The organism is Planktothrix sp. PCC 11201 (assembly GCF_900009135.1).
GTDB lineage: Bacteria > Cyanobacteriota > Cyanobacteriia > Cyanobacteriales > Microcoleaceae > Planktothrix.
In genome coordinates this window covers 704,068-730,765 of the sequence record NZ_LT797688.1, presented here as the reverse complement: position 1 = coordinate 730,765, position 26,698 = coordinate 704,068, and the positions used below count along the sequence as shown (strand labels likewise).

23 protein-coding genes and 1 tRNA gene are annotated in these 26,698 nt (G+C 38.0%); 11 read left to right on the top strand and 13 right to left on the bottom strand.

Annotation, left to right across the window (positions count from 1 at the left end; translation table 11 throughout):
- Position 1: 1 nt before the first annotated feature.
- Entirely contained in the window at positions 2-6,073 is a 6,072-nt protein-coding gene (locus PL11201_RS03925) for an AAA family ATPase (protein ID WP_079677281.1), read from the bottom strand.
- A 251-nt stretch (positions 6,074-6,324) separates the two neighbouring features.
- Here PL11201_RS03925 and PL11201_RS03920 point away from each other — a divergent pair, with 251 nt between their 5' ends.
- Both PL11201_RS03920 and PL11201_RS03915 read left to right on the top strand, forming a co-directional pair.
- On the top strand, positions 6,325-7,188 hold the full coding sequence (locus PL11201_RS03920) for a DNA adenine methylase (RefSeq protein WP_079677280.1): 864 nt from the start codon (positions 6,325-6,327) through the stop codon (positions 7,186-7,188).
- A 5-nt stretch (positions 7,189-7,193) separates the two neighbouring features.
- Complete coding sequence (locus tag PL11201_RS03915; RefSeq protein ID WP_079677279.1) at positions 7,194-8,486, top strand: type II restriction enzyme; 1,293 nt, start codon at positions 7,194-7,196, stop codon at positions 8,484-8,486.
- A gap of 82 nt (positions 8,487-8,568) precedes the next feature.
- On the opposite strand, the gene PL11201_RS03910 is transcribed toward PL11201_RS03915, so the two are convergent.
- The 4 genes from PL11201_RS03910 to cofG all read right to left on the bottom strand — a co-directional run bounded on the left by PL11201_RS03910 (position 8,569) and on the right by cofG (position 10,351).
- A complete protein-coding gene (locus tag PL11201_RS03910; protein ID WP_234996601.1) occupies positions 8,569-8,871 on the bottom strand; it encodes a hypothetical protein in 303 nt (100 codons plus the stop codon).
- Positions 8,872-8,934: 63 nt separating this feature from the next.
- Positions 8,935-9,234: a hypothetical protein gene (locus tag PL11201_RS03905; protein ID WP_234996600.1), complete on the bottom strand. Its 300-nt coding sequence runs from the start codon at positions 9,232-9,234 to the stop codon at positions 8,935-8,937.
- Positions 9,235-9,283: 49 nt separating this feature from the next.
- Positions 9,284-9,354, bottom strand: a tRNA-Cys gene (locus PL11201_RS03900).
- A 16-nt stretch (positions 9,355-9,370) separates the two neighbouring features.
- Positions 9,371-10,351, bottom strand: a complete 981-nt coding sequence (cofG, locus tag PL11201_RS03895; RefSeq protein WP_079677402.1) for a 7,8-didemethyl-8-hydroxy-5-deazariboflavin synthase subunit CofG — start codon at positions 10,349-10,351, stop codon at positions 9,371-9,373.
- 190 nt (positions 10,352-10,541) lie between these two features.
- Here cofG and PL11201_RS03890 point away from each other — a divergent pair, with 190 nt between their 5' ends.
- Complete coding sequence (locus PL11201_RS03890; protein ID WP_079677278.1) at positions 10,542-12,602, top strand: prolyl oligopeptidase family serine peptidase; 2,061 nt, start codon at positions 10,542-10,544, stop codon at positions 12,600-12,602.
- Between the two features lie 108 nt (positions 12,603-12,710).
- On the opposite strand, the gene PL11201_RS03885 is transcribed toward PL11201_RS03890, so the two are convergent.
- The 3 genes from PL11201_RS03885 to PL11201_RS03875 form a co-directional block, all read right to left on the bottom strand.
- On the bottom strand, positions 12,711-14,204 hold the full coding sequence (locus PL11201_RS03885; protein ID WP_079677277.1) for a hypothetical protein: 1,494 nt from the start codon (positions 14,202-14,204) through the stop codon (positions 12,711-12,713).
- A gap of 100 nt (positions 14,205-14,304) precedes the next feature.
- Positions 14,305-14,961 (bottom strand): nitroreductase family protein, encoded by a 657-nt coding sequence (locus PL11201_RS03880; RefSeq protein ID WP_079677276.1) that lies wholly within the window; start codon positions 14,959-14,961, stop codon positions 14,305-14,307.
- Between the two features lie 66 nt (positions 14,962-15,027).
- Complete coding sequence (locus PL11201_RS03875; protein ID WP_079677275.1) at positions 15,028-16,011, bottom strand: GntR family transcriptional regulator; 984 nt, start codon at positions 16,009-16,011, stop codon at positions 15,028-15,030.
- Positions 16,012-16,319: 308 nt separating this feature from the next.
- Between PL11201_RS03875 and PL11201_RS03870 the strand changes: the two genes are divergently transcribed.
- Positions 16,320-17,051 carry a dienelactone hydrolase family protein gene (locus PL11201_RS03870; protein WP_079677274.1) on the top strand — a complete coding sequence of 244 codons (732 nt, stop codon included), beginning with the start codon at positions 16,320-16,322 and terminating at the stop codon, positions 17,049-17,051.
- An 11-nt stretch (positions 17,052-17,062) separates the two neighbouring features.
- Here PL11201_RS03870 and PL11201_RS03865 read toward each other — a convergent pair whose 3' ends face one another.
- On the bottom strand, positions 17,063-17,383 hold the full coding sequence (locus PL11201_RS03865; RefSeq protein WP_079677273.1) for a nitrate reductase associated protein: 321 nt from the start codon (positions 17,381-17,383) through the stop codon (positions 17,063-17,065).
- Positions 17,384-17,644: 261 nt separating this feature from the next.
- On the opposite strand from PL11201_RS03865, the gene PL11201_RS03860 reads away from it, so the two are divergent.
- Positions 17,645-18,529 carry a S1 RNA-binding domain-containing protein gene (locus tag PL11201_RS03860; protein ID WP_079677272.1) on the top strand — a complete coding sequence of 295 codons (885 nt, stop codon included), beginning with the start codon at positions 17,645-17,647 and terminating at the stop codon, positions 18,527-18,529.
- Between the two features lie 156 nt (positions 18,530-18,685).
- Positions 18,686-19,648 (top strand): BadF/BadG/BcrA/BcrD ATPase family protein, encoded by a 963-nt coding sequence (locus PL11201_RS03855; RefSeq protein WP_079677271.1) that lies wholly within the window; start codon positions 18,686-18,688, stop codon positions 19,646-19,648.
- A 295-nt stretch (positions 19,649-19,943) separates the two neighbouring features.
- Here PL11201_RS03855 and murJ read toward each other — a convergent pair whose 3' ends face one another.
- Entirely contained in the window at positions 19,944-21,557 is a 1,614-nt protein-coding gene (gene murJ / locus PL11201_RS03850; RefSeq protein ID WP_079677270.1) for a murein biosynthesis integral membrane protein MurJ, read from the bottom strand.
- Between the two features lie 71 nt (positions 21,558-21,628).
- Here murJ and sfsA point away from each other — a divergent pair, with 71 nt between their 5' ends.
- Positions 21,629-22,384: a DNA/RNA nuclease SfsA gene (sfsA, locus tag PL11201_RS03845; protein WP_079677269.1), complete on the top strand. Its 756-nt coding sequence runs from the start codon at positions 21,629-21,631 to the stop codon at positions 22,382-22,384.
- Between the two features lie 64 nt (positions 22,385-22,448).
- On the opposite strand, the gene grrM is transcribed toward sfsA, so the two are convergent.
- From grrM to grrA (PL11201_RS03830), 3 genes are all read right to left on the bottom strand, one after another.
- Positions 22,449-23,651, bottom strand: coding sequence for a cyclophane-forming radical SAM/SPASM peptide maturase GrrM/OscB (gene grrM, locus PL11201_RS03840; protein WP_079677268.1), 1,203 nt, complete (start codon positions 23,649-23,651; stop codon positions 22,449-22,451).
- A gap of 78 nt (positions 23,652-23,729) precedes the next feature.
- Positions 23,730-24,080: a GrrA/OscA1 family cyclophane-containing rSAM-modified RiPP gene (gene grrA, locus PL11201_RS03835; protein ID WP_079677267.1), complete on the bottom strand. Its 351-nt coding sequence runs from the start codon at positions 24,078-24,080 to the stop codon at positions 23,730-23,732.
- Positions 24,081-24,230: 150 nt separating this feature from the next.
- Entirely contained in the window at positions 24,231-24,554 is a 324-nt protein-coding gene (gene grrA, locus PL11201_RS03830; RefSeq protein WP_079677401.1) for a GrrA/OscA1 family cyclophane-containing rSAM-modified RiPP, read from the bottom strand.
- A gap of 108 nt (positions 24,555-24,662) precedes the next feature.
- On the opposite strand from grrA (PL11201_RS03830), the gene grrP reads away from it, so the two are divergent.
- From grrP to PL11201_RS03810, 4 genes are all read left to right on the top strand, one after another.
- Positions 24,663-25,559 (top strand): extracellular substrate binding-like orphan protein GrrP, encoded by an 897-nt coding sequence (gene grrP / locus PL11201_RS03825; RefSeq protein ID WP_079677266.1) that lies wholly within the window; start codon positions 24,663-24,665, stop codon positions 25,557-25,559.
- Between the two features lie 224 nt (positions 25,560-25,783).
- Positions 25,784-26,068, top strand: coding sequence for a type II toxin-antitoxin system RelE/ParE family toxin (locus PL11201_RS03820; RefSeq protein ID WP_079677265.1), 285 nt, complete (start codon positions 25,784-25,786; stop codon positions 26,066-26,068).
- A 5-nt stretch (positions 26,069-26,073) separates the two neighbouring features.
- Positions 26,074-26,376: a HigA family addiction module antitoxin gene (locus tag PL11201_RS03815; protein WP_079677264.1), complete on the top strand. Its 303-nt coding sequence runs from the start codon at positions 26,074-26,076 to the stop codon at positions 26,374-26,376.
- A gap of 103 nt (positions 26,377-26,479) precedes the next feature.
- On the top strand, positions 26,480-26,686 hold the full coding sequence (locus PL11201_RS03810) for a hypothetical protein (RefSeq protein ID WP_079677263.1): 207 nt from the start codon (positions 26,480-26,482) through the stop codon (positions 26,684-26,686).
- The last annotated feature ends 12 nt before the right edge of the window (positions 26,687-26,698 follow it).

Below are 26,698 nucleotides of genomic sequence, written 5' to 3'. Positions count from 1 at the left end.
TTTATTGTTGTGCTTTAGCTGCTTGAATTAAATCCCATAGCGTGGAATGGTCAAAATCATCAACAAACCTCTGTATCGCTTCAGATAAAACGGGATCGTTGGTGCTTATCTCTTTTGAAATGGACTCGATTAAACTAGTGTTGAGGCGAATCACAGCCTGCTCTAAGCGATCAATTAAGTCAGGAGTCAAAGCCACTAAACGGGTTAATATAGACACTGACGAAATTTCGGGGTTAGGATTCCAAGAACTTGAGGTTTCCTCTAATGGGAAGTCACCTCTACTATAACCCATTTCAACCTGAATCTGCCCATAGATAGCTTCAAAAATATCTGCTTCTGTAAAAGGTTTACTGATCAGATCATCGTACCCCATTGCTTGATTTTGGTCGAAGTCTGAATCAAAGTGACTGGCACTAATCGCAATAATTTTAACGGGGTTAAAGGGTTCTAATTCTGCTTTTTCTCGCTCTTTTTCTCGGATTGTCTGCGTTATTTTATCTCCCTTTTTTCTGGGAATTTGTACATCAATTAAAATCAAATCGGGTTGCCAAGTTTCCCACATTTGAATGCCCTCTGTCTCGTTGTTTGCCTCCTTAACGTCTAAATTCAAAGGTTGGAGGAGTTCAATTAGCAAAAGTCGGGTATCTGGATGATTGTCAATAATTAAAATTTTGTGATTTTTGGCATCGGGTTCTAAGGGGATCACTTGATTTTTATTTTCAGAAGTTTCTGCATGAGCATCTGTAACGGCTTGCTCGGGAATATTAAACTTAAAAATTGTTCCTTTTCCTACTTCACTTTCCACGCTAATTTTCCCTCCCATCAGTTGAACAAAATGGTTGCTAATTGCTAATCCTAAGCCCGTTCCTCCTTGCACTTGCTGTCCAGCTTTGGTTTGAATAAAAGGTTGAAAAATTTTGTCCACTTCATCGGCAAAAATTCCACATCCTTGATCTTCAACTTCAAAATCAAGATAATTTTGGTCATTTATTTTTTTTAGTTTAGACCGCAAACTTATCCGACCTAATGACGTAAATTTAAAGGCATTACTGAGTAAATTAATTAAGACTTGACGTAACTTTACTTGATCATAAAATACTGTCTGGGGAAGATTAGAACTATACTCCAAAACAAAATCCAATTTTTTTTCCTGTGCCTTCAAATCAAACATCTCTTTTAAGCCATTGAGAAAGTTATGAAGGTTGAAATTAATGGGATTTAGGGTCGTACATCCCGATTCAATTTTAGCCATATCAAGGACATCGCTAATTAATGCTAACAAATGTTCAGCACCGCGATGAATGATCTGAATTTTTTCCCGGTGTTCTGCGGTTAAATCAGAATTTTTCAGCAGCACTTGAGTGAAACCCAGAATAGTATTCAAAGGTGATCGCAATTCATGACTCATATTTGCCAAAAATGCACTTTTAGAGTCGGCGGTGGCTTCTGCTTTTTGTTTAGCGATCGCTAACTCAGCCGTGCGTTCCTCCACTTTGGTTTCCAAAGTTCGATTAGATTCTGCTAAATTTGCATAGAGTTTAGCATTTTCAATGGCGATCGCAGCCTGAGTAGATAAAAGTTTTAATATTTCTAAACGATCTTGGGTAAATGCACCTGTTGCCCGATCATTTTCCAAATACATAATACTGGTCAGTCGTCCTTGACTAATCAAAGGTAAACAGAGAATTGATTTAGAATGTTTTACTTTAATATAAGGATCATTAATAAATTTTCCTTCGCAACCCGCATTTTTTAAAACAACGGTTTCTCCCGTATTAACAACATAATTAATAATAGAATTAGCGACTAAATGACTCCCATCCACCGGAATCGACTGTAACACCTTAACCCTATCAGAATCGGCTGATCCTTCAGCTTCAATTAGAAATTGATTTCCAGTTTTCACAATTAAATATCCCAGTTGCGCCCCGGCATTTTCGATTAAAACTTTCATTAAAATAATCAGCAATTTATCGATTAAAATTTCACCTGAAATTGCCTGGGATGCCTTGATTACCGCAGCCAAGTCTAAGACTTCATCTGATTGGGTTCCTGTTGTGGATTGAGAATTGAGATGCAGGGTATAATTAACACTTTTAATTGAGGATAAAGAGGAAATTAACTGGGGATATTTAGTTTCTAAATCCTCTACTTTCGTTTTGGCTCCCCAACGTTTATAAAGGTAATGGGATTCTTTCATATAAGTTTGAGCAATTTTTAACCTACCTCGGCTCAAATAAAACTCAGCTGCTAATTCGTAAGCCAATGCTTCTTCTTGAATAAATTTATTTTCCGATGCTTGAAAAATAGCTTGTTCATAATAGTCTTCTGCTTCTAGGATTTGTCCCAAAACCCGAGCTTTTTCTGCCTCAACTAAGTAAAACTTATTTAAGAAATTGTCTGGGGCATGAGTTGCCCATTTTCGCATTTTGTTTTGATTCCTAGTGACTCGATTAATCCAAATTTCTGGGTCATAATTTGTGGTCTGAGTTGATAATTTTAAATGCACCAAAGAATCATAAAAATAGAAAATAGGAACAACGATCATTCCCATGACACCATCTAAATGTTGTTCGGCAAGAATGGCATGATCTTGGGCTTGATCATAATGATTAAACAGATAACATAATATCAGTTTATTTAGATAAAAAAAGTTGATTTGAACTCGATCACTTGCTGCAATTGCCAGGGTAAGGTATTGTTCTTCGTTGTAAATATTACCCGTTAACTGCATCGGATTTTCTGATTTTCCTAATAAGTTCTGTGTAGCTTGCCAAAATATAGCAATCCAATTCACGGCTGCTTCTTGTCGGGTTTGGCTAATTGCTTGACTATAAGTAGCCATTTCTTGTTCAAGATCTCTTAATTCATGACCAACAAAATAGGGACTCACACAAACCCAAAAACCACAATAGCTAGAAAATTCTAATTCTCCATTTTCTAATCCGCTATAATACCCTTCAATAGCAATGGGTCGCATTTTCTGACAATGGTCTTTCCAAGTAATAATATGACCAGCTAAAGCATCATCTACTTTTGCTTTTATTTTTTGGGCGTTTAGTTTTTTAACTAAATTGGAAGCTAAGACCCCAAATTGATAACCCGACTCAATATCTTCGACAACTCCACATAAAAGAGCGCCATAACACGCATAACCCATTGCGGATTCGGTGGTATTGCCATATTGGATGGATAAATTAACCTGTGATGTGGTTACTAACAAGAATAACTCAGGATCGGAAATATAAGTTGAAGCGGTTATACTTGAAAGAATATACATCGCTGCTAAGGCTTGAGAATCCACCATCGGAGGCAGATTAATTAAATCTTTGATTTCATATTCATTCAAGAGTAAAGCAGTCTGTTTTAAGCTATTATTAATATCTGAATGACTGGGTTTTTCCGGTAAGCTGATGCCCAAGATTTTTAGTGCTTCTAAGCCAGTTTTAATGGCGGCTTTTAGGTTGCCTTGAGACACCGAGGCTTGAATTTTAGCATCATAAACTTTTACTGTGTCCAGGGCATTTTTAGCCTGATTTAAAACAACGTTTCCCAAGGTTTCCATTTCATTAAAATGACCCTTGAGATAGGCGACTTCTATGGCCGCTTGATGCAGTGCTAAAGTTAAGGGATATGCCGTCTGCCAACTGCTTTGATGGAGGAAGTTTAGCCCTTGATTAAAATATTCGGCGGCGGCTTGATAGGCGTTGGCAGATTTGGCTTTTTGACCTGCCATAAAATTTAGTTTTGAGATCTCATTTTCAGCTAGTTTTCCTCGTAAAACTGCTGCGATATTCTGCCTATTTACCAAACCAAAATTTAAGTGATCAACAATTTCAAAAACTTCCTCAGACAGTAGTTTTGGCTTAATGTTTTCTAATAATAGACAACCCATTTGTAAATGAATTTCTTGTTTTTTGGTAGGGTCAATTAAAGCATAAGCCGCTTGTTGTACCCGGTCATGCAAAAATTTATAATCTTGGATTAAGAGTTGAGAATCTAATTCTGAAGTTGTGAGTATAAAACCAGATTGTAATGCTACAGTCAACTCTTGATAGACTTTGGTGGGAGATTTTTGACTAATAACAGCAAGAGTATTTAAGTCAAAAAAAGCTCCGACACAAGCAGCAAATTGTAAAATTTCTTGAGTAGATTCTGGAAGTTTTTTAAATTTACTAGTCATCAAATCTATGACATTATCTGTAGTGTTTTTATATTCAATCTTTTCAATATTCCACTGCCAACATCCCCTTAAACTTCTGCCTTGAGTTGGGAAAGATGGCGAGAGGTTAAAAGTTAACAAATTTTCACTGTGGAGCATTTTTAGAAATTCATTAATAAAAAAAGGATTTCCTGCGGTTTTTTTTATGACTAATTCCGCTAAAGGTTTTACGGATAAAATGTCACTGTATAAAGTATCTTTAATCAGTTGACTTACTGCTTCTAAAGTTAAGGGTTTTAACTGAATATAATTAATTTTTAATTCCGCCTGATGCAGTTGATTAATCATCTGCATCAACGGGTGGGTCGGATGGATTTCGTTATCTCGATAAGCCCCAATGATTAATAAGTGTTGAATATTACCATCCGTTAGAATGAGTTCAATTAATTTCAGACTTGCCCCATCTGCCCACTGCAAATCATCCAGAAAAATCACTAAAGGATGATCTTGTGTACAAAGGGCTTGAATAAAATTTTTAAAAACAAAATTAAACCGATTTTGAGATTCTTGTAACCCGATTTCAGCGACCGGAGACTGCTTGCCAATGATTAATTCCACCTCGGGAATTACATCAATAATCACCTGTCCATTAATTCCCAATACCGTTAATAATTTTTCTCGCCATTGATTAAGCTGTTCTGAACTTTCACTTAATAGTTGTTTTACCAATTCTTTAAAGGCATTAACAACGGCAAAATAGGGAATATTTCGCTGAAGTTGATCGAATTTACCTGAAATAAAATAACCTCTTTTTTCAGTAACTGGTTTATAAATTTCCTGGACTAAAGATGATTTACCAATCCCCGAATAACCGGTAATTAACATCACCTCAACTTTATTGTTTTCTATTTCTCCTGGTTTTGACTGTTCTGAAGATGTGACCCGCGCGAAGGCAGATAGGAGTTGATTGACTTCGGTTTTCCGTCCGTAAAGTCTTTGGGAAACTTGAAATTTATCCGTAATATCTTGAGTAGCTAATGGAAAATTATGGATAATTTTATCTGTTTGTAACTGGTTTAAACAGTATTCTAAATCTGCTTGAATTCCCCAGGTACTTTGATATCGATTCTCAGCTGTTTTTTCCATTAATTTCATCACAATTTTGGATAAAAAAATTGGAATTGTAGGCTGAATTTCATGGGGCGGAATGGGTTGTTTCGCAATATGACAATGGACTAATTCTAAAGGATCTTGCGTGTCAAAAGGTAACTGTCCAGTCAGGAGTTCGTAAAAAGTTACTCCCAAAGAATAAAAATCGGTGCGATAATCTAAGGAGCAGTTCATTCGTCCGGTTTGTTCTGGGGAGATATAAGCTAAAGTCCCTTCTAAGAGATTGGGATTTTTCAGGATGGGATTTTCACGGGTGAAGGTTGTGGAAATCCCAAAATCAATAATTTTTAGTTTTTCCCCCTTGGGGTTATAGACAATATTAGAAGGATTAATGTCTTTATGAATAATACCTGCACCATGAATTTTTCCTAAAATTTTAGTGATTTTAATGGCATTTTTAATAAACTGATCAATAGGAAAAGTATATCGTTTTTCCAGGGTAGAATTATTCTGAATAAATTGAGTTAATGAGGATGCCCCAAAATCCTCTAAAATGATCATAAATGTTCTTTGATAGGGTTCTAAACTATAGGATTTAATCACCCCATCTATATTCAGATTTTGGGTAATTTGATATTCCTGTCTATAGCGGGTTAGTTCGACGGAAGTGGGATAATCTTCTTTCAGGACTTTGAGAATTATAGGTTGATAATCCTCTAAACGAATTCCCCGATAGACCACTGAATTAGCACTTTGATAAATTTGCTCAATAATTTGATAGTTAGAAATTGGGGTATTCATCTGTTATTCTTGGGCACTTCTATATTCTAGCCAGTATTTCTAGTATGCCGAAGGCTATAGATACTGGTACGGTATGAGGTTTACGATTTAGATGTTTGATTTAGATGTTTAACGGCTTCATAACTTATTATAACTCTAATCGATAGAATACATCAATATTTTAATTTTAAATCAAAATATTGACTAGAATTTCAATTCAAGCTAAAATGAAATATGTTAATAAAATTTTGAGGAATTACTGACCTGTGACTGTGCAAAAAAATCCTCTAGTTAAACCTTTTTTGAAATGGGCAGGAGGGAAACGGCAATTATTACCTGAAATCCTAAAATATCTCCCTAAAAATATCGGTAAGACTACATATTTTGAACCCTTTTTGGGGGGAGGTGCACTTTTATTTGAGTTACAGCCTAAAAAAGCAATTGTTAATGATAGTAACGGCGAATTAATTAATTGTTATCGAGTGATTAAGGATAATGTTGAAGAACTGATTGAGATTTTAAAAGATCACAAGACCAGCAATTCAAAAGAATACTATGATTATCTTCGTGAAAGAGATCGTTTTAAAAAAGACTATCTTAAATTCTCCGAAGCCGAAAAAGCAGCTAGAATTATTTATTTAAATAAAACTTGTTACAATGGATTATTTAGAGTGAACTCTAAAGGATATTTTAATGTTCCCTTTGGTCGTTATAAAAATCCCAATATATTAGACGAGGCTGTATTAAGAGGAGTTAATGATTATTTGAATCAAAATACAGTAAAATTTTTAAATACTGATTTTGCTAAAGCGGTTAAAGATGCCAAAAAAGATGATTTTATCTATTTTGATCCTCCCTATGATCCGGTTTCTAATACCGCTTCTTTCACCGGATATGATATTAATGGGTTTAATCAAAATGAACAAAGACGTTTAAAACAAGTTGTTGATGAATTAACAGAAAAAGGATGTCATGTAATGTTGAGTAACTCAGCAACAGAGTTTATTTCAGATTTGTATAAAGATTATAAAGATACAACTAAAATTGTTTCTGCAACCCGCAGTATCAATTCTAATGCTGTTAAACGAGGTAAAATTAATGAGGTTTTAGTGTTAAATTATGATCCCAAACCTTAAAATAAATGAACGACAAAAAACTAGGGAAAAATGATATTGCTTGGGAAACATTATTCCAACGATATAGCATTTTAGATATTATTGCTAAACAAGGTTATTTTGAAATAGAAGCGACTCAAATTAATGAAGAACGAGAAAGTCGGTTAATGGCTAAGTTTGATCATTCAGTTAATTTACCCCAAATTTTTAAGGATCATAATTTATCCATATTGCCTATTTCTCGTTCAAAATATATTATTGGTTGTTTTAATGCCTACTTTAATCTTGAATATTCTACTGATATAGAACTCATTGAAATAGAGTTTCCTTCTTATATAAAAAGTATAGACTATACCCATCTATATTCGGAAGCATCTGCTATAAGTTGTGCATTTAATACAGGAATTATCGACGACTTATTAGGAGAGAAAACATCTTTTACACTTTCTGGAAGAATGTCCTCTGGTTGCTTTGATTTCAAAATTAAAAGTTATTTAAACAATCAAAGTTATCCCATTTCAGTCATTAATAGTCAATGCGAAATAGATGCAGGTTTTGAAAGTGACGAATATTTAATTTTAATCGAAGCTAAAAAATATCAAGTTGATAATTTTATAATTAGGCAATTATATTATCCTTATCGATTATGGTCAGAAAAAATAACTAAAAAAGTTGTTCCTGTTTTGATGACTTATTCCAACGACATATTCAGCTTTTTTATTTATGAGTTTCAGAATAAATCTGATTATAACTCCCTTCGCTTAATTGAACAAAAAAATTATATTATCGCACCCGAAGAAATTACACAGCAGGATGTTTCTGATATTTTTGAAACTATCACTTTAATTCCAGAACCTAGTATACCATTCCCCCAAGCAAATAACTTTGAACGGGTCATTGACTTACTATCCCTTTTAGTAGAAAGAGATTTAACGAGAGAGGAAATTACAGAAAATTATCAATTTGATCAGAGACAAACCGGGTATTATACAAATGCAGGTCAATATCTTGGACTTGTAGAAAAATACAAAGCTATTGGTACAGGTGATATAACCTTTCGTTTGACACAGGAAGCTAAAGAAATTTTAAGCAAAAGACAAAAAAATAAATATCTTTCTTTAATCAGGAAAATTTTGGAATATCAAGTTTTTTATACAGTATTTCAATTAAATTTATCTAGGGGAAAAATACCATCAAAAGGAGAAATATGCGAAATTATCTTGTCTTCTCGTGCTGATATTCAGAAGACCACCCCAGGAAGACGCCAATCTACCGTTAAAAATTGGATTTATTGGATTTTTAAGCAAATCCAAGATTAACAAATAATTTTTAAAGTTGTTCTGTCTTAATGTTAATGGCTAAAACTAACTAACCTATCTCTATCAATCTTTTAGCTTACTATTATTTGCAGGATATGGGCAAAACCGCTAGTACATCTAAATACCACCACCAACGTTGAGGACAAATAAATTGAGCTTTGCGCTTCTCTGTTAAATTAATAAAACGTGATAATTCCTGATAAAAACTGTTGGCATTCTCAACTAATTGACGGTCTGCTTTTGTCAATAAGATTTTTTCTTCCTCAGTGAGTTGAGGTTCAATTTCTGTAAGGCGATCGCGCATTTGTAACATTTCTAAATGCTCCGCACCACTAACATCAGGAAACTCAACACTCACGCAATAGTTTTTTAAGAGAGGATTCATATTTCTAACTCCTTAACTGAACCCAGATAGATAAAGGCTGAATTAGATAGATACCCTTTCGGGTCATCGGGAGGAAAAGCAGTTTCTAAAACCCCATCTAAGCCAATCATTACTAACCATAGCTGGATTCTCCACATTAGCTACCAACGTCGGATAAATCGTTTCTCCATAAACATAAAGATAGACATTGGCGTCTGGACTGTTGACCACAAAAGTGATGATCATATTATATTGTTCAAGGGTAGCATCATCGGGCAAATGACCTAAGCGAACCCTTTTGACCAAATGAGAATCTGCTTTTCCCTGTTTCCAAATGATTAGCTTTCTAACTTTTCCAATTGCTTGAAAAACAGCTATTAACAAAACAAAAAATACTCTCCAAAGAGTATGTAGGATAGATTAATTATTTTAAAGGCGGCACCCAGATTTGAACTGGGGGTGGAGATTTTGCAGACCTCTGCCTTACCACTTGGCTATGCCGCCATGACCATGCAGTTACTCAATATAGCACAGGTGTTTCTGAAATAGCAAGTTTTTTTCGCCATTGAGCTACAACTCCTTGCAGGTCAGGGCATACCCACCGATCGTACTGGGGATAAACGGGCAACCGTCGTACTAATGCCCAGCCCTTGGGGGCTAGAATCGTCTGTAAGGCTTGATCATGATCCTGGGGATAGTCGGGGTTCACTTCGTCACGGGGGCTGATTCCACCAAGATCCCGCGCCCCGGCTTCCAAACAGGCTAATAAGATATCAGGATTAGTCACTAAATTGGGGGGTATTTGTAAGGTAATATCAGGAGGTAGAATAGAACGGGCGATCGCTACAACTTCGGGTAATTGTTCTAAATTAAAACTGTTTCTGGGATCGCTTTGTTGACTCCCTAAACTATGGGGTTGTAAAATCACTTCTTGAATATGCCCCCATCGTTTATGAATCTTTGCAATTGCCTTTAAAGTATCTCGCCAGTCTGCGGAGGTTTCTCCAATTCCCAATAATAAACCCGTGGTAAATGGTATTTTTAATTCTCCTGCCCATTCTAACTGTTCTAACCGCAGTCCTGGGATTTTACTAGGGGAGTAACGATGAACGGTTTCTAATAATTTTGGATTGATTTGTTCTAACATTAACCCCATGGAAACATTCACCTGTTTTAATTGTTTCATTTCGGCAAAAGTTAACGGCCCCACATTGGTATGGGGTAAAAATTCCAGGGATATCGCTAATTCGCATAATTCATAAATCCGTTTAAACCAGGCTAAACGTTGATAACTATGGGGGTGGACTTCTCCACTTAAAATTAAAATTTCAATAATTCCTTGATCTCCTAGGGTTTTTAAGATTTCTTCGGCTGCTGTTAAGGTTAACCAAGGACTTGTACCGATATCGGTTCTAAAGTTACAATAACTACAGCGATTAAAACAATCATAGGTCGGAACTAAGGTATAAGCCCGACTATAAGTAATTTGTTGATTGATCATAAATTTAATAGCATCAGAATGATCAGTTTGAATTATAATAGAATCCGTAGAGGTAAGTTTGCTCATCCCAAAAAATCATTGATCAAAAGTTGCCCCTATGCTCAATTTCATCCACTGTTAAGCCGTTTGTGGTGTGTGACGCTACGCTTATACAGGATAAAAAACAGTCCAACCCCTATTATTTAACTCCATGTCTGAACAGAATCCAATCTTCAGCTATCCTCAAACTCGTAAATGTGATCAAGTTGATCAGTATCATGGCGTGACCGTCGCTGATCCCTATCGATGGCTAGAGGATTTAGACTCAGAAGAAACCGCTTTATGGGTTGAAGCTCAAAACACAGTAACCTTCGGTTATTTGAATCAAATTTCAGCCAAAGAAACCATTAAACAACGCCTAACTCAACTTTGGGATTATGAAAAATATGGGATTCCTTTTAAGCAAGGAAATCGCTATTTTTATTTTAAAAATGATGGACTGCAAAACCAAAGTGTTTTGTATGTTTTAGAGTCTTTAGAGGCCGAACCTCAAGTTTTATTAGATCCTAATAGTTTATCTGAAGATGGAACTATTGCTTTATCAGGAATGTCAATTAGTGAAGATGGAAATTTAATGGCCTATGGCTTATCAACTTCCGGTTCTGATTGGCAAGAATGGAAAGTCAGAGATATTAATACTAAAGAAGATTTATCGGATCATTTAAAATGGGTTAAATTTTCTGGAGCATCTTGGACACACGATTATCAAGGATTCTATTATAGTCGTTATGATCAACCCCAGGAGGGAAAACCTTTAGAAGAAATCAATTATTTTCAAAAACTCTATTACCATCGTTTAGGAACAGACCAATCTGAAGATACCTTAATCTATGAACGTCCTGATCAAAAGGAATGGGGATTTAATGGATTTGTTACCGAAGATGGCAAGTATTTAATTATTTCTGTTTGGCGGGGAACTGAATCAAAAAACTTGGTTTTTTATCAAGATTTAACTCAACCAAATGCTGAGGTTATCGAACTAATTTCTGAGTTTAAAGCCAGTTATAGTTTTATTGATTATCAAGGGAATATCTTTTGGTTTACGACGGATTTGGATGCTTCTCGAAGTCGAGTAATTGCCATTGATATTAATACCAAAAATCTCACCGAAATTATTCCTGAAGCTCCCGAAACCCTGGAGGGAGTGAATATTTTAAATAATCAATTCATTGCCGATTATTTAAAAGATGCCCATACTCAAATGAAAATATTTAATTTAGATGGGTCATTTATTCGGGAAATTGAATTACCCGGCATTGGTTCGGCGGGAGGTTTTGGCGGGAAACGATATGATACGGAAACCTTCTACAGTTATACCAGTTTCACCGCTCCGAATACCATTTATCGATACAATCTAATTACGGGAGAAAGTACAATTTATCGTCAAGCAAATGTTGACTTTAATCCCGATGATTACGAAACCCAACAGGTGTTTTATCCCAGTAGAGACGGAACCTTAATTCCGATGTTTATTACGGCTAAAAAAGGCGTAGAACTGAATGGGAATAACCCAACTATTTTATATGGATATGGCGGATTTAATATTTCCCTCACCCCGTCTTTTTCTATTAGTCGTTTAGTCTGGTTAGAAATGGGTGGTGTTTATGCGATCGCCAATTTACGAGGCGGGGGAGAATATGGAGAAAATTGGCATCAAGCAGGAACAAAACTCAAGAAACAAAATGTCTTTGATGACTTTATTAGTGCCGCCGAATGGTTAATAGAAAAACGCTATACTTCTACTCAAAAATTAGCAATTATGGGAGGAAGTAACGGTGGGTTATTAGTGGGAGCTTGTATGATTCAACGCCCGGATTTATTCGCGGCGGTGTTACCTGCGGTGGGGGTTTTAGATATGCTCCGGTTCCATAAATTTACCATAGGTTGGGCCTGGTGTTCCGATTATGGTTCCCCGGAAAATCCCGAAGAATTTCAAGCCTTATACGCCTATTCTCCTCTACATAATTTGAAGCCAGGAATTGCTTATCCGGCAACTTTAATTACTACAGGAGATCATGATGATCGAGTGGTGCCCGCCCATAGTTTTAAGTTTGCTTCGGCTTTACAGGAACACCATATTGGGGAAAATCCAGTATTAATCCGAATTGAAACAAAAGCCGGACATGGCGCCGGAAAACCCACGGATAAAGTAATTGAAGAAATTGCCGATCAATTTGCTTTTTTAAAGCGAGTTCTCCAGATTGATTCATAAAAACCTTGTTACCGTTGTTGCGCTTTAGCGCTCTTTCTAGGGACACTGAAGAACAACAGGCGCTGAAGTTCAACAATGGGCGCTGAAGCGCAACAACGGGCCTAATTTTTACAACGGAACATGGGTGGCAATTTTTTCGTTATTAGCCCCATAAACTTCTAGGGAAATTTTGGCGTTTTGACTAATCGTTTCTAAAGCAACTTTCAGGGTTTGAACGTGCTTTTCAGCTTCGGAACGTTTCTTAGAATCCCCTGCTTGATCTGCATTTTTCGCCGTGGATTGAATTTGATTTACATATTCGGAGGTTAACCGAACCGTAATCAAATTTTCAGTCACACTGTAGTTACAAACCTTGGGATTTCCACTGCACAGTTTCCCTAAATCTTGACGGGCTTTTTCCAAACGAGATGCAATCTGATTTTGAATATCTGCCCGTTTCCAAGACTCATTAAATGTCGTTAAAAGGGGCTTAATTTTTGCAGAATAGGAACTGCTAACCGGAACTTGTTTTCCGTAACTAACCGCTCGACTCCAGTAGGTAACAGCTTCAGACCAAGCCCCACGTTGTTCTAAAAGTTTGGCTTGTTCAGAATTACTAATCGCTTGATTATAAGCATCTAAACCCACTTGTTCAATGGTTTTGCGATCGCGAGCGGCTTCTAATTTCGGTTGATAACGGGCTAATAAAACCTGGGCCGATTGATGGGCTGTTGTCCCATAGGGAATCGTCGATAAAGTATTGGCTGCGGTTTGCCAAGTTTCAAACACCTGTTGCCAACTTTCGGCATATTTAGCTACTCCTTGACGAGCTTCTGCCACTTGGGCGGTTTTCTTGGCCGTGGCTAAAATTTGTTCCCCATCTCGCTCTAATTTTAAGCGATTTCTCACATCCCCTAAATTAGCTCGATATTGTTGCCATCGGGCTTGAGCAAAGGGATAAACAATACTACTATTAGGAACTTGATCTAAAAAGGCGATCGCTTCTTCCCACATGGATTGCATTTTCGTCCAATCTGCTACGGAATGGGGGGGATTTTGACCCATTTCTGAAGCCTTTGCCGCCACGTTTAAAGCTTTAACTACTGAATTTAATTCGTTATATTCTTGACGATAAACCGATAAAAGAGCTTTAGCTTCAGGATAACGGGGCGACCAAAAAGGAATGGTTTCTAAGAGTTTAATTCCCGATTGTAAATCTTCTGACGCCAAAGCAGGAGCCTTAGAAGAACTGACGGTTTCAATCGTTTGTTTAGATTTTTGACTAAAATCTCTGGCGGTATCCATTTCCTGACATTCTCCCATCACACAGGGGCGAGTGACAGTATAAATACATCCAAATACCACGACTAAAACCGCAGCAATTTTAGCCAGTAAAACTAGATTTAATCTTTTACTAATTACTGCTTCTTGGGGAGACGGTTGATCAGGATCAGTTTCTTCCTCAACCGATGTACTAATATCCTCTAAAGCCTCTATATCTTGAACATCAAAAGGATTGTAGTCCGGCGTTTCTTCTTTCTCCAAAAAAGGATTTTTAGCTTCTACCTCGGAGGAATTTTCAATATCTTGTTTTTGTTTGGGTTCTAAAATTGCTGTTTTCATAATTTTGTCTGTAATCAGTGATACATTTTACCGGGAATTTTTAGAGGTTGAACTGCGGTGGATAAATTTTATCCGGGTTTTCTGGAAACACAATTAAAGATTAACCTTCCCAGACTTCCCCGTAGGATTCTCCATAACAGAGTTGTTCAACGGAAAATCTTCCCCCATATTTTTTAAAAGGTTCTGTCGCATATCCTAAAGCCAGAAGACAACAAACATCAACTGATTCTGGAATATTAAATTGGGCTTTGACCTGAGCTCCCATAAATCCCTCCATTGGACAACTATCCACCCCATAGGTCTGGGCCACAATCATAATATGGGCAACGGCTAACATGGCTTGGCGGTTTGTCCAAGTTTCTAGGGATTCAAAGGAAGGATGTTTTTCAAAGGTCTGGGGAATGGCTGTGCGGATATAATCGGCATAGGTATCATTGATCGAACCTTCTTCTCGACCCAGTTGAATCACCGACTCAATGTATTCGGGTTCGACCACACGGCGATCGCTACAACAAATTAACACCACCGGGGCTTCCATGACCTGACGCTGATTAAAAGCACAGGTCTTGAGTTTCTCCTTACCTTCGGGACTTTGTAAGATAATAAACCGCCAGGGCTGTAGATTAAACCCCGAGGGCGATCGCATCCCTAAACGCAGAATTTCCGAGAAAATCACCTTCGGGATCGGCGTGGGTTGAAAGGCTCTGACCGCCCGACGTTGCTCAATCGCATATCTCAAATTAATTGAAGGTTCCATTCTATTGTTTGATTAAAGTTTGTTTTTGTATTGTTATTGATAATTAGCACAATCTTGCTAACTGTTTTAACTCAAACCCAATTCCCGCTTGAGCAAGTTAATCGATTCCGCACCAATATAATTCGGACAGCAGACCAATTGAGGTTGACGAATCAATTCCTCTCGATTGGTATGAACTAAATTCTTGACCACCGGATAACTGGCTTGATCACAAATAATAATCCGTGCCGTGCGAATAATAGAATTAATCTTATAGGGATCGGTTAATTGGGCTGTCAGTACCAAAATATCATCCCCTCGCAGGCTGTGAATAATCACTTCCGTCGCCCTTAATAGCCCCGAACTCAGACTCACAATTCCTAAATAAGTCCCCTTGGGAGCATCCCGCACCAACTCAATTTCCTTAGCATAGTTATGAATATCAATCGGAATCACCCGCACGGACTTAGGGGCGGCAATAGCTTCAGCTTGTCCAATAAAATAACGACTGGTCACCACCGTTCCCGAAGGGACTTTTTCTAAGAGGTCAGTTAACTGTTCAATGGGGACTAACTGTACTGGAATTTTTAGGGCTTCTTCTAATTCCTGAGCCATTAATTCTCCAATCCCAATATCTTGAGCCGGAGCCGTGACTAAGACCCTCGCACTACACCGTAATCGCCAATCAATTTCACCCAGAAACATTTCCCGGGCTTGATTGAGGGTACATCCTTGAGATAATAATTCATCTAAACTGCGTTGAATAATTTTATTCGCTTGGGGATAATCTTCTAAAATCGGCGAGTTTAACCGAGATCCCCCTTCATGGCCTAAGGCCCGCACATAAATCCCCGATCCCGCCTGAGCTTCTACTAAGCCATTATCTTCCAATTGTCGATAGACTTTGCTAATCGTGTTCCGGTGTAATCCCGTTTCCATCGCCAGTTGACGAGTGCTCGGTAAACGATGTCCGGGGGGAAATTGTCGAGAGGCGATCGCAAATCGAATTTGATTAAATAATTGGTTAGAAGCGGGAATCTCGCTATCAGGTTGAATATAAAACCGAACCATGATTAAATCTCCAAGGGAATCAAAGCAAAATGGGTTAAGTGTGTATTTCCCAGACATTACTGTTTGAGAAAAATCTCTATTTTTCTCCTGAAAATTTTCACACGTTTTGATTGCAACTATTTTATTTCCGATTGGCTTTTTAGTTGTTTTTGATGAACAGTTTCTTAATTTATACTTGTTTTTTATAAGAAAGTTTTCATCTAATTTTATCCCTTACCAACTGAAATAATTTGACCCGTCTGTATATTACCCGATTTGGGGATAGGTCGGTATAGTATGGGGAGTTATTTATAACGTATTAAACAATCATGATCAATCAACCCATACACACGGCCAATGTTCAGATTCCCCATGGGGAATTACAAATTGAAGCCTATCTCGCTTACCCCCAGGGAGAAGGGACATTTCCCGCCGTGATCGTGATTCAAGAAATTTTTGGGGTCAATTCCCATATTCGGGATGTGACCGAACGCATTGCCAAAGAAGGATATATCGCGATCGCACCCGCCATTTATCAACGCTTTGCCCCCGGTTTTGATGTCGGTTATACTCCAGAGGCGATGAAATTAGGGCGACAATATAAGGATCAAACCACCGCCACCGACCTGTTAAGCGATATTCAAGCCACCCTCAACTACTTAAAAACCCTCCCCAACCTCAAACCCAAATTCGGTACTATCGGGTTTTGTTTTGGCGGTCATGTGGTTTATTTAGCCGCCACCCTTCCCGATATCCAAGCCACAGCCTGTTTCTATGGGGCTGGAATTGCCACCATGACCCCCGGGGGTGGAGCACCAACCATCACCCGCACAAAAGACATTCAAGGGGTTCTCTATGGCTTTTTTGGCACAGAAGATCCCCTAATTCCTAACGAACAAGTCGATCAAATTGAAACCGAACTCCAAACCCATCAAATTCCCCATCACATATTCCGCTACAAAACCGATCACGGCTTCTTCTGCGACCAACGCAGCACCTACAATTCCGCCGCCGCCCAAGACGCCTGGACACAGGTTAAACAACTATTTCAGCAGCTATAGGGAATTACGAATTACGAATTACGAATGGGTAATAGGTAATGGGTAATGGTTAATGNTTCTAACCAAAGCGGTTGATCCTCAATCGGTAAATCCTTGAGAGGAAGATTCGTATATTGTTCTGCTAATTCATATAATAAACTCCTATAAGCCGCGATTTCTTCCGGTGTATTAATCGAATTGCTAACTAACTGTTGACGAGCCTCCTGACTAAATTTATTCCAATGTTCCAATTTTAACTTAACCCCACAACTATCTAACTTATACCGCACAACCATCGGAATACATCGCAAAGATTCCACAAAATCCTGTTCAAATTCAAACAAATTATTCATATATAGCAATCCTATTTGAGTTGTGTTCAAAATTCTTTATCAAAAGGGAACAGGGAACAGGTAATGGGTAATAGGTAATGGGTAATGATGCTTCCCCTGCCTCCCCTGCCTCCCCTGCCTCCCCTGCTCCCCCCACTCCCCATCTGCCCCGACCTCCTCTAACTGTGTTATGCTCAGAAGATTGGAGTGTTGTTGAAGACGAGAGCAGCGTTATAAGCAGGTTCCTAACACCTTTATTTTTGTTTTTCTTTACTTTTTGCTATGGCTACTAAAAACCCGTCCTTTTCTCTTGATGATTTTGCCAAAGCCCTAGATCAACAGAATTATGATTTACACAAAGGGCAAATCGTCAAGGGTCAGGTAGAATCCTATACCAGTGATGGTGCTTACATTGATATTAAAGGAGCTAAATCTCCTGGTTTTATTCCTAAAAAAGAGATTTCAGTTATAGAAGTTGAGGATATTTCCGAAATTCTCCCATTAAAAGAGGAGCGAGATTTTCTAATTATTAGAGAACAAAATGCCGATGGTCAAATTTTACTTTCCATCCGACAATTGGAAATGAAACAAATTTGGGATCAACTCCTCGATGCTCAAAATGGAGGCCAATCTTTACAAGCTAGAGTGACCGGAGTAAATCGCGGAGGTGTGACCGTTGAAGTTCATTCTTTACGAGGATTTATTCCTCGATCGCATCTTTTAGAAAAAGACGACCTAGACTCCTTAGTTGATCAATCCTTAAGTGTTAGTATTTTAGAATTAGATCCCGAACGGAATAAAATTGTTTTATCCCAAAGATTAGCCTCTCAATCCATCGGTTTTAGTCAATTAGAAGTCGGTCAACTGGTGGAAGGAAAAGTTATGGGTGTTAAACCCTTTGGCGTGTTTGTGGATATTGAAGGAGTAACCGGATTAATTCACATTAAAGAAGTTAGTCAAAAATATGTTGACTCTTTACCCACCCTTTTTCCCGTTGGTCAAATTATTAAAGCCATGGTGATTAGTTTAGATGAAGGTCGCCATCGGATTTCCCTCTCTACCCGAATTTTAGAAAATTATCCGGGTGAAGTGGTCGAGAAGTTATCAGAAGTAATGGAATCGGCTGAAGCTCGCTCAGAAAGAGCTAAAAAGTTAATTATTCTGTAATTTTAAATTTCCCCCTATTATTATTATTTTAGGGGGATTGTTTTTGACAAAGACCGATCCAGCAAACCTATATGGTAAAGTCTTTTCTTACCCTGTTGCCTGTTGCCTATTGCCTGTTCCCTTTTGCCTAGTATAATTTTAATTGTCAGAATTATCATGATTCATGTTTTAGGAATTGATGGTGGCGGTTCTAAAACGGTTTGTGTGTTAATGAGTGCCGATGGTAAAATATTAGGATGGGGAAAAGCCGGGCCATCCAATTATCAAACAGTCGGAATTGATACAGCTAAAATTAATATTATTTCAGCGATTAAACAAGCAGTTGATCAGAGTTTTTTAGCCTTAGAAGGATTAGTTCCAATTCAAGGAATTAGTTTAGGATTAGCGGGGGTAGGGCGTGCTGAAGATATTGATTTAATCCGCAATTTGATCCAAGAAATTCAAACTGATTCCGAATTATCTATTGACTGGAAATTAACCCCCGAAAATATTATTATTAATGGTGATAGTTTAATTGCTTTAGTTGGAGGTTTAGGTCACTCCGTCGGTATAGTTGTAATTGCCGGAACAGGTTCCCATATATTCGGAAAAAATCATCAAGGAATCACAAAAAGAGTGGGTGGTTGGGGTTACATTTTAGGAGATGAAGGCAGTGGTTATGATATTGCAATTCAAGGGTTAAAAGCCACCTTACGTTCCTATGATGGTCGCCTAGAATATACTAATCTAATTCCCCAATTTAAAGACAGTTTAAAGTTGAATTCCATTGAAGAATTAATTCCTATTATTTACCGTCAAGGATGGGGCGTGAAAAAAATTGCCAGTTTAGCCCCCCTTGTCGATCAAGTGGCGGCGGAGGGTGATTTGGTGGCTCAAAATATTATTAAAAATGCCGTTAATGAATTAGTATTAGCTACAGAAGTCGCTATTAATGCTTTATTTGAACCGACAGAATTCTTTGAAATTGTAGTAACCGGGGGCGTATGGCAAGGATTAGCTAATTTTCGCCACCAATTTGAAGTTAAAGTGAATGCGATCGCTCCTTCAGCTAATATTATATCTCCTCGTCATGAACCTGCCTATGGTGCGGGATTGTTAGCATTAGAAAAACCAACTTAAAATTAAGCTGATCCCAAGTCAATGATCCCCCCTAACCCATGCCACTTGCTCCACTTGGGGAGACCCCAAGACCGCAGTGGCTCCCCTTAACAAAGGGGAAAAAGGAGATCTAAGTCCCCCTTTTTAAGGGGGATTTAGGGGGATCTAATCTCGACTATAATCAGAGGTTTTCGGCGGTCGTTGACACCTATGGCGCGCCGTCCCCCTACAAGGGAATGTAAGTATTTTTTAGGGTTAATAATCTTGATCATAGTGATAAAACTGAGGGTGTGTGACGCAGTGATCGCGCCAGATATTATCTTTGAAAACGTTGTCGAAGTCGAGAGACTAATAAATCCACTTCGGGTAATTTGAGAAATAGAATTAATATCATAAAAACAATTAAACCAATAATCCCCGGAAGCACTAATTCCATTAATAAAAATCCAAAATTATCACCGGGGGTTAAAATTCTTAAGCCTTGTAATGTTCCCCAACTCACAAACCCAGAAATTAGACTAATTATTGTTAATCCCAAAAAGGGTAAACTCCATTCCCGCCATGGTAACCCATTTAATTTGATATGTAATAGCCATAAAAACATCCCCATGGAAACAACATTCACTAAAACCGTTGCGAAGACTAAACCCGGCGCACCCCAAGATTTAACCAAAATAAAATCTAATAACCCATTCAATAAAATATTAAAAATACTAACTTTAAATGGAGTCTGTCCATCTCCTAACCCATAAAATACCCTAACTAATACATCCCGTCCTAAATAAAAGAACATCCCCACGGAATAGGCAACTAAAACCGAAGCCACAAACTCCGATGCTTCCAAATTAAACGCATAACGTTCATAAACAATTCTCACCGTCGGTAAGGCCAAAGCCACCATTAATGTACTTAACGGTAACATGGTAATGGCTGTTAATACTAAGGCTTGACGAATCCGGTCTTTTAATTCTGGCCATTGTTCAGGATCTCTTAAACGAGCAAAAACAGGCAAAAAAGGAACCAAAATCATATTAGAAATGATTCCTAATGGCGTTTGAACTAATAACCCAGAATAGCCCATTGCCGAAGCAGCTTGGGGAATATAAGAGGCAAAAAACAAATCAGTATAAACATTAATTTGTAACATTCCTGATGATAAAGTGGCAGGTAACATGACTTTCATCACCTCTCTTAATCCCGGGATTTTAAAATTAAAGCGCAGTCTTAAAGTTCCTAACCCCGATTTCCACATCGCCGGAACTTGGATAATCCATTGCAAAACCGCCCCGGCCAAAGTCGCCCAAGCCAAGACTTCACCGCCTAAAACCATATATTTAGGGCTACCTACCTCATCCCCTAAAATCCCAATTAAAACCCCTAATCCTAAAATTAAAGCCGCACTCGAAAATAAGGGACTAATTGATGGCAACCAATACATATCTGCCGCATTTAGCGTACCAAATCCAATCCCAATTAACCCCGCAAATAAAGCCATCGGAGCCATGATTTTTAACTGTTCAATGGCAATATTTCGGGTGGCTATTCCTTCTGGAGTTAGGCTTAAACCCGGAGCCATTAAATCAATTAATGGGGTGGCAAAAATTACTAACCCCACCGTTACTACTAATAAAACCATGCCGACCAAGGTAGAAACCGTTTCGACTAAAGCCTCGGCATCTTTTCGCTCTCTGTTTGCTAAAGCACTAACAATCGCACTATGAAATGGGCCGTTAATTCCACCCAATAAAATTAATAAAAATCCCGGGATAACATAGGCAAAATTATAGGCATCAATGGCTGGCCCCACACCAAAAGCCGCCGCCATCACCTGTTGACGGATTAAGCCAAATACTTTACTAATCAGGGTAGCAACTGCAACAATAGTGGCAATTCCTACTAATGAACGAGAGCGTTTAAGTTCTTCTGACACGGAATATCCAAAGGGGTTAAAATGCAAACCCTAGTTTAATCTGAATTGACCACCATTCAAACCCATTGCTAATGGATTCTTTTTTGTATCGCTATCCGTCCCTGGAGTCAGGGGTTTTGCTCAAACGCTATAAACGATTTTTAGCGGATATTCAGTTAACCTCGGGGGAGGTAATTACCGCCCATTGTCCCAATACCGGGCCGATGACCGGGGTTTGTATCCCAGGAAACCCGGTGAGGGTGTCCTACAGCCCCAGTAAAACCCGCAAATATCCCTACACTTGGGAGTTAATTCAGTTAAATTCGGAGGTTGACTCGGTGAGTCAGGGGTTAATTTGGACTGGAGTTAATACCGCTTTACCTAACAAGATCATTAATTTAGCTTTAATAGAAAGGTTGTTTCCCGAATTAGGAAATTATAGCGAAATTAAAAAAGAAGTTCCCTATGGAATGAATTTAAAAAGTCGGGTTGATTTTCTGCTGAAAGGAGAAGACAAACCGATTTATGTAGAGGTTAAAAATACTACTTGGTCTGATGGGAAAATTGCCTTATTTCCCGATACTGTAACCGCAAGAGGACAAAAACATCTCAAGGAATTAATTGAAGTAGTTAAACAAGGCGATCGGGCTGTGATGTTATACTTTATTAATCGGGGAGACTGCACCGAATTTGCCCCTGGAGACACTGCCGACCCGGTTTATGGTCAACTGTTAAGAGAAGCAATTTTAGCAGGGGTGGAAATATTGCCCTGTCGGTTTGAAATTACCCCCACAGGGATTAAATATTTGGGGTTAGCAGTCCCGTTGTTGCGAGGCGGCGCATCGTAAGAGCACAATTAAAACCATGGATTATTATAATCGTAGGGGTTGGGTCTCCCAACCCTCTTGGCACTTATTTAGAATTGCTATAACAGTTTTCCACTAAACCCAAAGAATTTTCTAATTGTTCTAAAATAATATCGGTTACAATTTTAATTCGATAACGACAGGCCATGGTTTCACTACAGGCAAAGGTGCCATTTTCCCAATATTTATTACTTCCCGCACCGCCTCCACAAACTCCAAAATATTCGCAGGTTTCCCGACATAATTTAATTCCTTCCTGCATATCGGCATAAATTTTCTGGAATTTTTCCGTATCACAAACGGACTCAAAACTATCTTTTAATACATTCCCTAAAATAAAATTGCCATAGGGTTCAATATTCACTGATAATAATTCGGGGTCAAAGGTAGAAAAATTCCCTTGATAATCAATATTAATTAAAACAAAAGGGTTATTCATATCCGTTTGCGTCAAACGGGAATTAGAATAAATTAAACCACAAATTGCTTCAAATTCTCTGAGGTTAAATTCTCCCTGTACTTCTGAGGTTAATTCCCAAAAACGCTGCATAAATGCACGATATTTTTCCGATGTCCCCACGGCTTCTAAAGTTGATGATTGATTTACTCCTTCAATTTCTTCTAAATTAAATCCCAGATCATAAATTCCATTTTCCCTGAAAAAATGAAAGATTTCATCAGCATAATTCAAAGAATCTTGAGTAACAACGGAAATCACATAAAAGGGAATATCATTTTTTTGTAAGAAAGAAATTCCTCGCATAGTTTGGGCGTGACTTCCTGTTCCCTTACGGGTTTGACGATGGGCGTCATGGATGAATTCCGGCCCGTCTAAACTTACTCCGACACAAATATTATGTTCTTGAATAAAATCACACCATTTTTGATTAATATAAGTACCATTTGTTTGAACGGAATGCCAGATTTTTGCTTGTTTTTGATTGTATTTTTGATCAGCTTCTTGAATTAGTTTAAATGCCGATTCATAAAAAGAAATCGGAACCGCTAAGGGTTCTCCCGCGTGCCAACAAACGGTAAATTCATCACCAATAAACGGAGATGTAAGGATATTTTTAAAGATAGGTTCAATCAAATCTAAAGAGAGAGTATTTTTTAAGTCTCGGTTCGGTAAATAACAATAATCACAATTAAGATTACAAAAAGATGTGGCTTGAATTACCACTAAATTAATCGGGCCAAATTTGCTAAGATCAATTTTTTGATATTTTAATAAAGTTGGATTTGTCATTGATTTTAATTAATTTAAAAGTAGTAAAAAATTAGCGTTGCTTGAAATCACAACGCCTTTTGAGAGAGAGAATCACATCTAACGGATATTCACAAAGCGACCCCCATCACCCCAGCCATTGCGCCAGTTATTTCCATTGCGCCAACTCCCCCCATTTCCCCAGGAACCCCCGCCTCCACGATTAATCCAGCCTCCCCGTCCCCCACCATTACCCCAGGCTCCCCTGGCGATTTGTTCTCCGGGTTGTGGGGCTTCTGATGTTTCTGGTAATTGGTTTTCTCGCTGTTTTAAAGTTTCTGTAATTCTGGATAAACGGGACTCAATGGTTGCAGATTCTGGGGTTTTAACTGTGGCATTAGCCGCCGGAATATTTAAGGCACTCAGAGCCAAGAAAAAGCCAACTAATCCGGTTTTTGTGCTAATTTTCAAAGGGGTTACTCCTGTTTTTTGATAATTTTTCTGGCACTATAACATAAATTTTGATCTCAATTGATTTAAAAAGGGTAAAAAAGTTAGCGTTGGTCACCATCGCAACGCCTTTTTCAAGATGGGGATAAAATCTAAACAGACTAAGCAGAACTAACGGGAATTGATAAAACGGCCCCCATCGGCCCAACCATTGCGCCAGTTTCCACCACCCCCGCCTCCACGATTGACGAACCCACCACCACCATTCCCCCAAGCTCCGGCGATTTGTTCTCCTGGTTTTAGGGCTTCCGGTTTTTCTTGTAACTGGTTTTCTCGGTCTCTTAAAGTCTCTGTAATTCTTAACAAACGGGACTCAATAGTTGTCGAGGCGAGCGCTGAATTTGTGGTTTTAACTGTAGCGTTTGTCGCCGGAATATTTAAAGCACTTAGAGCCAAGAAAAAGCCAACTAATCCAGTTTTTGTGCTGATTTTCAAAATAGTTACTCCTTTTTTTGATAATTTTTCTGGCACTATAACATAAATTTTGATATAATGGCGTATGTTTGCTTGGGAAAACTTTATTAAAGTTGTGTGAGGAAAAAAATGATTTTATCTAAAAAAATTGCGATCGCTGCTTTGAGTGCTGCTTTGTCCCTGGGTCTATCGAGTCCGGCTTGGGCGGAAACGGTGATGGAAAAAGTAGCCCGAACTGGAGTATTAACCGCCGGAGTTCAAACGGATTTTATTCCCCTTTCCTATGTTAATGATCAGGATAAATTGGTTGGTTATTCCATTGATATTCTGAATCAAATTAAAGCCCAACTCGCCAAGGAATTAGGAAAGGAAATCACTTTAGAACTGGTTCCTATTAGTATCGGTGAGCGGATTCCTAAAGTATTATCCCGGGATGTTGATATTGTTTGTGAGGATGTGACTTTTACTTGGAATCGCGATCGCTATGTTGATTTTTCCGTAAGTTATGGGGTGACAGGAACCCGGCTATTAGTTAAAAAAGGAAGTAATTTAGGAACACCAGAATCCTTAGCAAATCGACAAATTGGTGTATTAGAAAATGGCAGCAGTGAATCAACAATCCGAGTCGTACAACCCCAAGCCAAAATAGTCAAATTTAAGACCATTGGCGAGGGAATTGCTGCTTTAGAACAGGGTAAAATAGATGCTTTTGGTTCCGATGGGGTTTTGCTAGAAGGAACTCGACAAACCCTCCCTAACCGCGATGCTTTAGAAGTAGTTCCGAATCTTCCCTATACCCGAGAAGGAATTGCTTGTATCGTCCCGGAAAATAATTCTGCTTTTTTAGATCGGGTCAATTTTGCGATCGTAAAACTGATGCAAGGTTATGTTTTGGGAGATAAAGAATCCGTGGCTATTGTTGATCAATGGTTTGGAGAAAATGGTGTGATCACAATAGATAATGATTTAATCAAAAATTATTTTCAAGGTGTGATCAACTCCCGAGAACAAATCAAACTTAACTAATAATATAGCAATTCCTATAGGAATTGTAAAAAAACACGTTAAGGGCGGGTTCACCAGTCACTTTTGCTTGATAAAAATATTTTTATCAACCCAATTTTTAATTAATTAAAATTGACAGGATTAATTAGGATGGGTTTAGATAGATTAGTGTTGAGAAGCAGAAGGTCAGGAAGAACTCGCCTCTAGGGGGTTAGACTGATAAAATAAAAATCAATCCATTATCTATGATTACTTCTTTTTCCTGCAAGGAAACGGAAAAAATATGGAATGGGAAATTATCACGAAAGTTTCCACCAGACATCCAAGAAAGAGCTTTACGTAAGTTACGACAAATCAATGCGTCAACCCTATTAGATGACCTAAGAATTCCACCAGGAAATCGTTTAGAAGCTCTATCAGGTGATAGAATAGGCAAATATAGCATCAGAATCAATCAACAGTGGCGAATTTGTTTTATTTGGTATAATGGAGAGGTTTCAGGAGTCGAGATTGTTGATTATCACGATTAAAAATCATGAATGAAATTTTACTCTACAATCCCCATGCTGGAGATATCTTAGAACATGAATTTTTAGAAGAATTAGGAATTAATCAAAACACTTTGGCATCGGCAATCGATGTTGATTCTAATAAAATTCATGCTATTATCAAGGGAAAATGTCCGGTTACGGCTGAGATAGATTTATGCTTATGTCGTTATTTTGGACTTTCAGAAGGATATTTTTTAAGATTACAAAATACCTATGAAATTATGGAAGCCAAACGAAAATTAGGAGAAAAATTAAATCAGATTAACCCTTATTCCTATAGCCAGTAAATTCTTGATTGTATATATAAAAAGGGGGTTAGGGGGTATCCATCGGGTAACAAATGGCGGTATTATGGAATTTGTGACCACTGAATCATGAGTTGAACAGAATATGACAGAACCAAAAAGCGAAAAGTTAACTCGGGCTTTAAATCAATTAATTGAGGAACATGGAATTAAGAATGTTGTCCATTCTTTAGCCAATCATTGTTTTAAAGAAGCAGAGTTTTTGCGACAAGATCGGAGTACAGATCTAGCTCAAAATTGGCAAGATATTGCGGAGAAACTGCAAAAAGTTATGGAAAATCAGGAATCCTGATGGTGATGTCGC

Bases quoted from the DNA above. Each gene is read 5' to 3' on its own strand.
- PL11201_RS03885 (WP_079677277.1), bottom strand. From the start codon at position 14,204: ATGAAAACAGCAATTTTAGAACCCAAACAAAAACAAGATATTGAAAAT.
- PL11201_RS03910 (WP_234996601.1), bottom strand. From the start codon at position 8,871: ATGAATCCTCTCTTAAAAAACTATTGCGTGAGTGTTGAGTTTCCTGAT.
- PL11201_RS03875 (WP_079677275.1), bottom strand. From the start codon at position 16,011: ATGGTTCGGTTTTATATTCAACCTGATAGCGAGATTCCCGCTTCTAAC.
- PL11201_RS03870 (WP_079677274.1), top strand. From the start codon at position 16,320: ATGATCAATCAACCCATACACACGGCCAATGTTCAGATTCCCCATGGG.
- PL11201_RS03815 (WP_079677264.1), top strand. From the start codon at position 26,074: ATGAATGAAATTTTACTCTACAATCCCCATGCTGGAGATATCTTAGAA.
- PL11201_RS03890 (WP_079677278.1), top strand. From the start codon at position 10,542: ATGTCTGAACAGAATCCAATCTTCAGCTATCCTCAAACTCGTAAATGT.
- sfsA (WP_079677269.1), top strand. From the start codon at position 21,629: ATGGATTCTTTTTTGTATCGCTATCCGTCCCTGGAGTCAGGGGTTTTG.
- PL11201_RS03860 (WP_079677272.1), top strand. From the start codon at position 17,645: ATGGCTACTAAAAACCCGTCCTTTTCTCTTGATGATTTTGCCAAAGCC.
- PL11201_RS03915 (WP_079677279.1), top strand. From the start codon at position 7,194: ATGAACGACAAAAAACTAGGGAAAAATGATATTGCTTGGGAAACATTA.
- grrP (WP_079677266.1), top strand. From the start codon at position 24,663: ATGATTTTATCTAAAAAAATTGCGATCGCTGCTTTGAGTGCTGCTTTG.
- PL11201_RS03880 (WP_079677276.1), bottom strand. From the start codon at position 14,961: ATGGAACCTTCAATTAATTTGAGATATGCGATTGAGCAACGTCGGGCG.
- grrM (WP_079677268.1), bottom strand. From the start codon at position 23,651: ATGACAAATCCAACTTTATTAAAATATCAAAAAATTGATCTTAGCAAA.
- PL11201_RS03820 (WP_079677265.1), top strand. From the start codon at position 25,784: ATGATTACTTCTTTTTCCTGCAAGGAAACGGAAAAAATATGGAATGGG.
- cofG (WP_079677402.1), bottom strand. From the start codon at position 10,351: ATGATCAATCAACAAATTACTTATAGTCGGGCTTATACCTTAGTTCCG.
- PL11201_RS03925 (WP_079677281.1), bottom strand. From the start codon at position 6,073: ATGAATACCCCAATTTCTAACTATCAAATTATTGAGCAAATTTATCAA.
- PL11201_RS03810 (WP_079677263.1), top strand. From the start codon at position 26,480: ATGACAGAACCAAAAAGCGAAAAGTTAACTCGGGCTTTAAATCAATTA.
- PL11201_RS03855 (WP_079677271.1), top strand. From the start codon at position 18,686: ATGATTCATGTTTTAGGAATTGATGGTGGCGGTTCTAAAACGGTTTGT.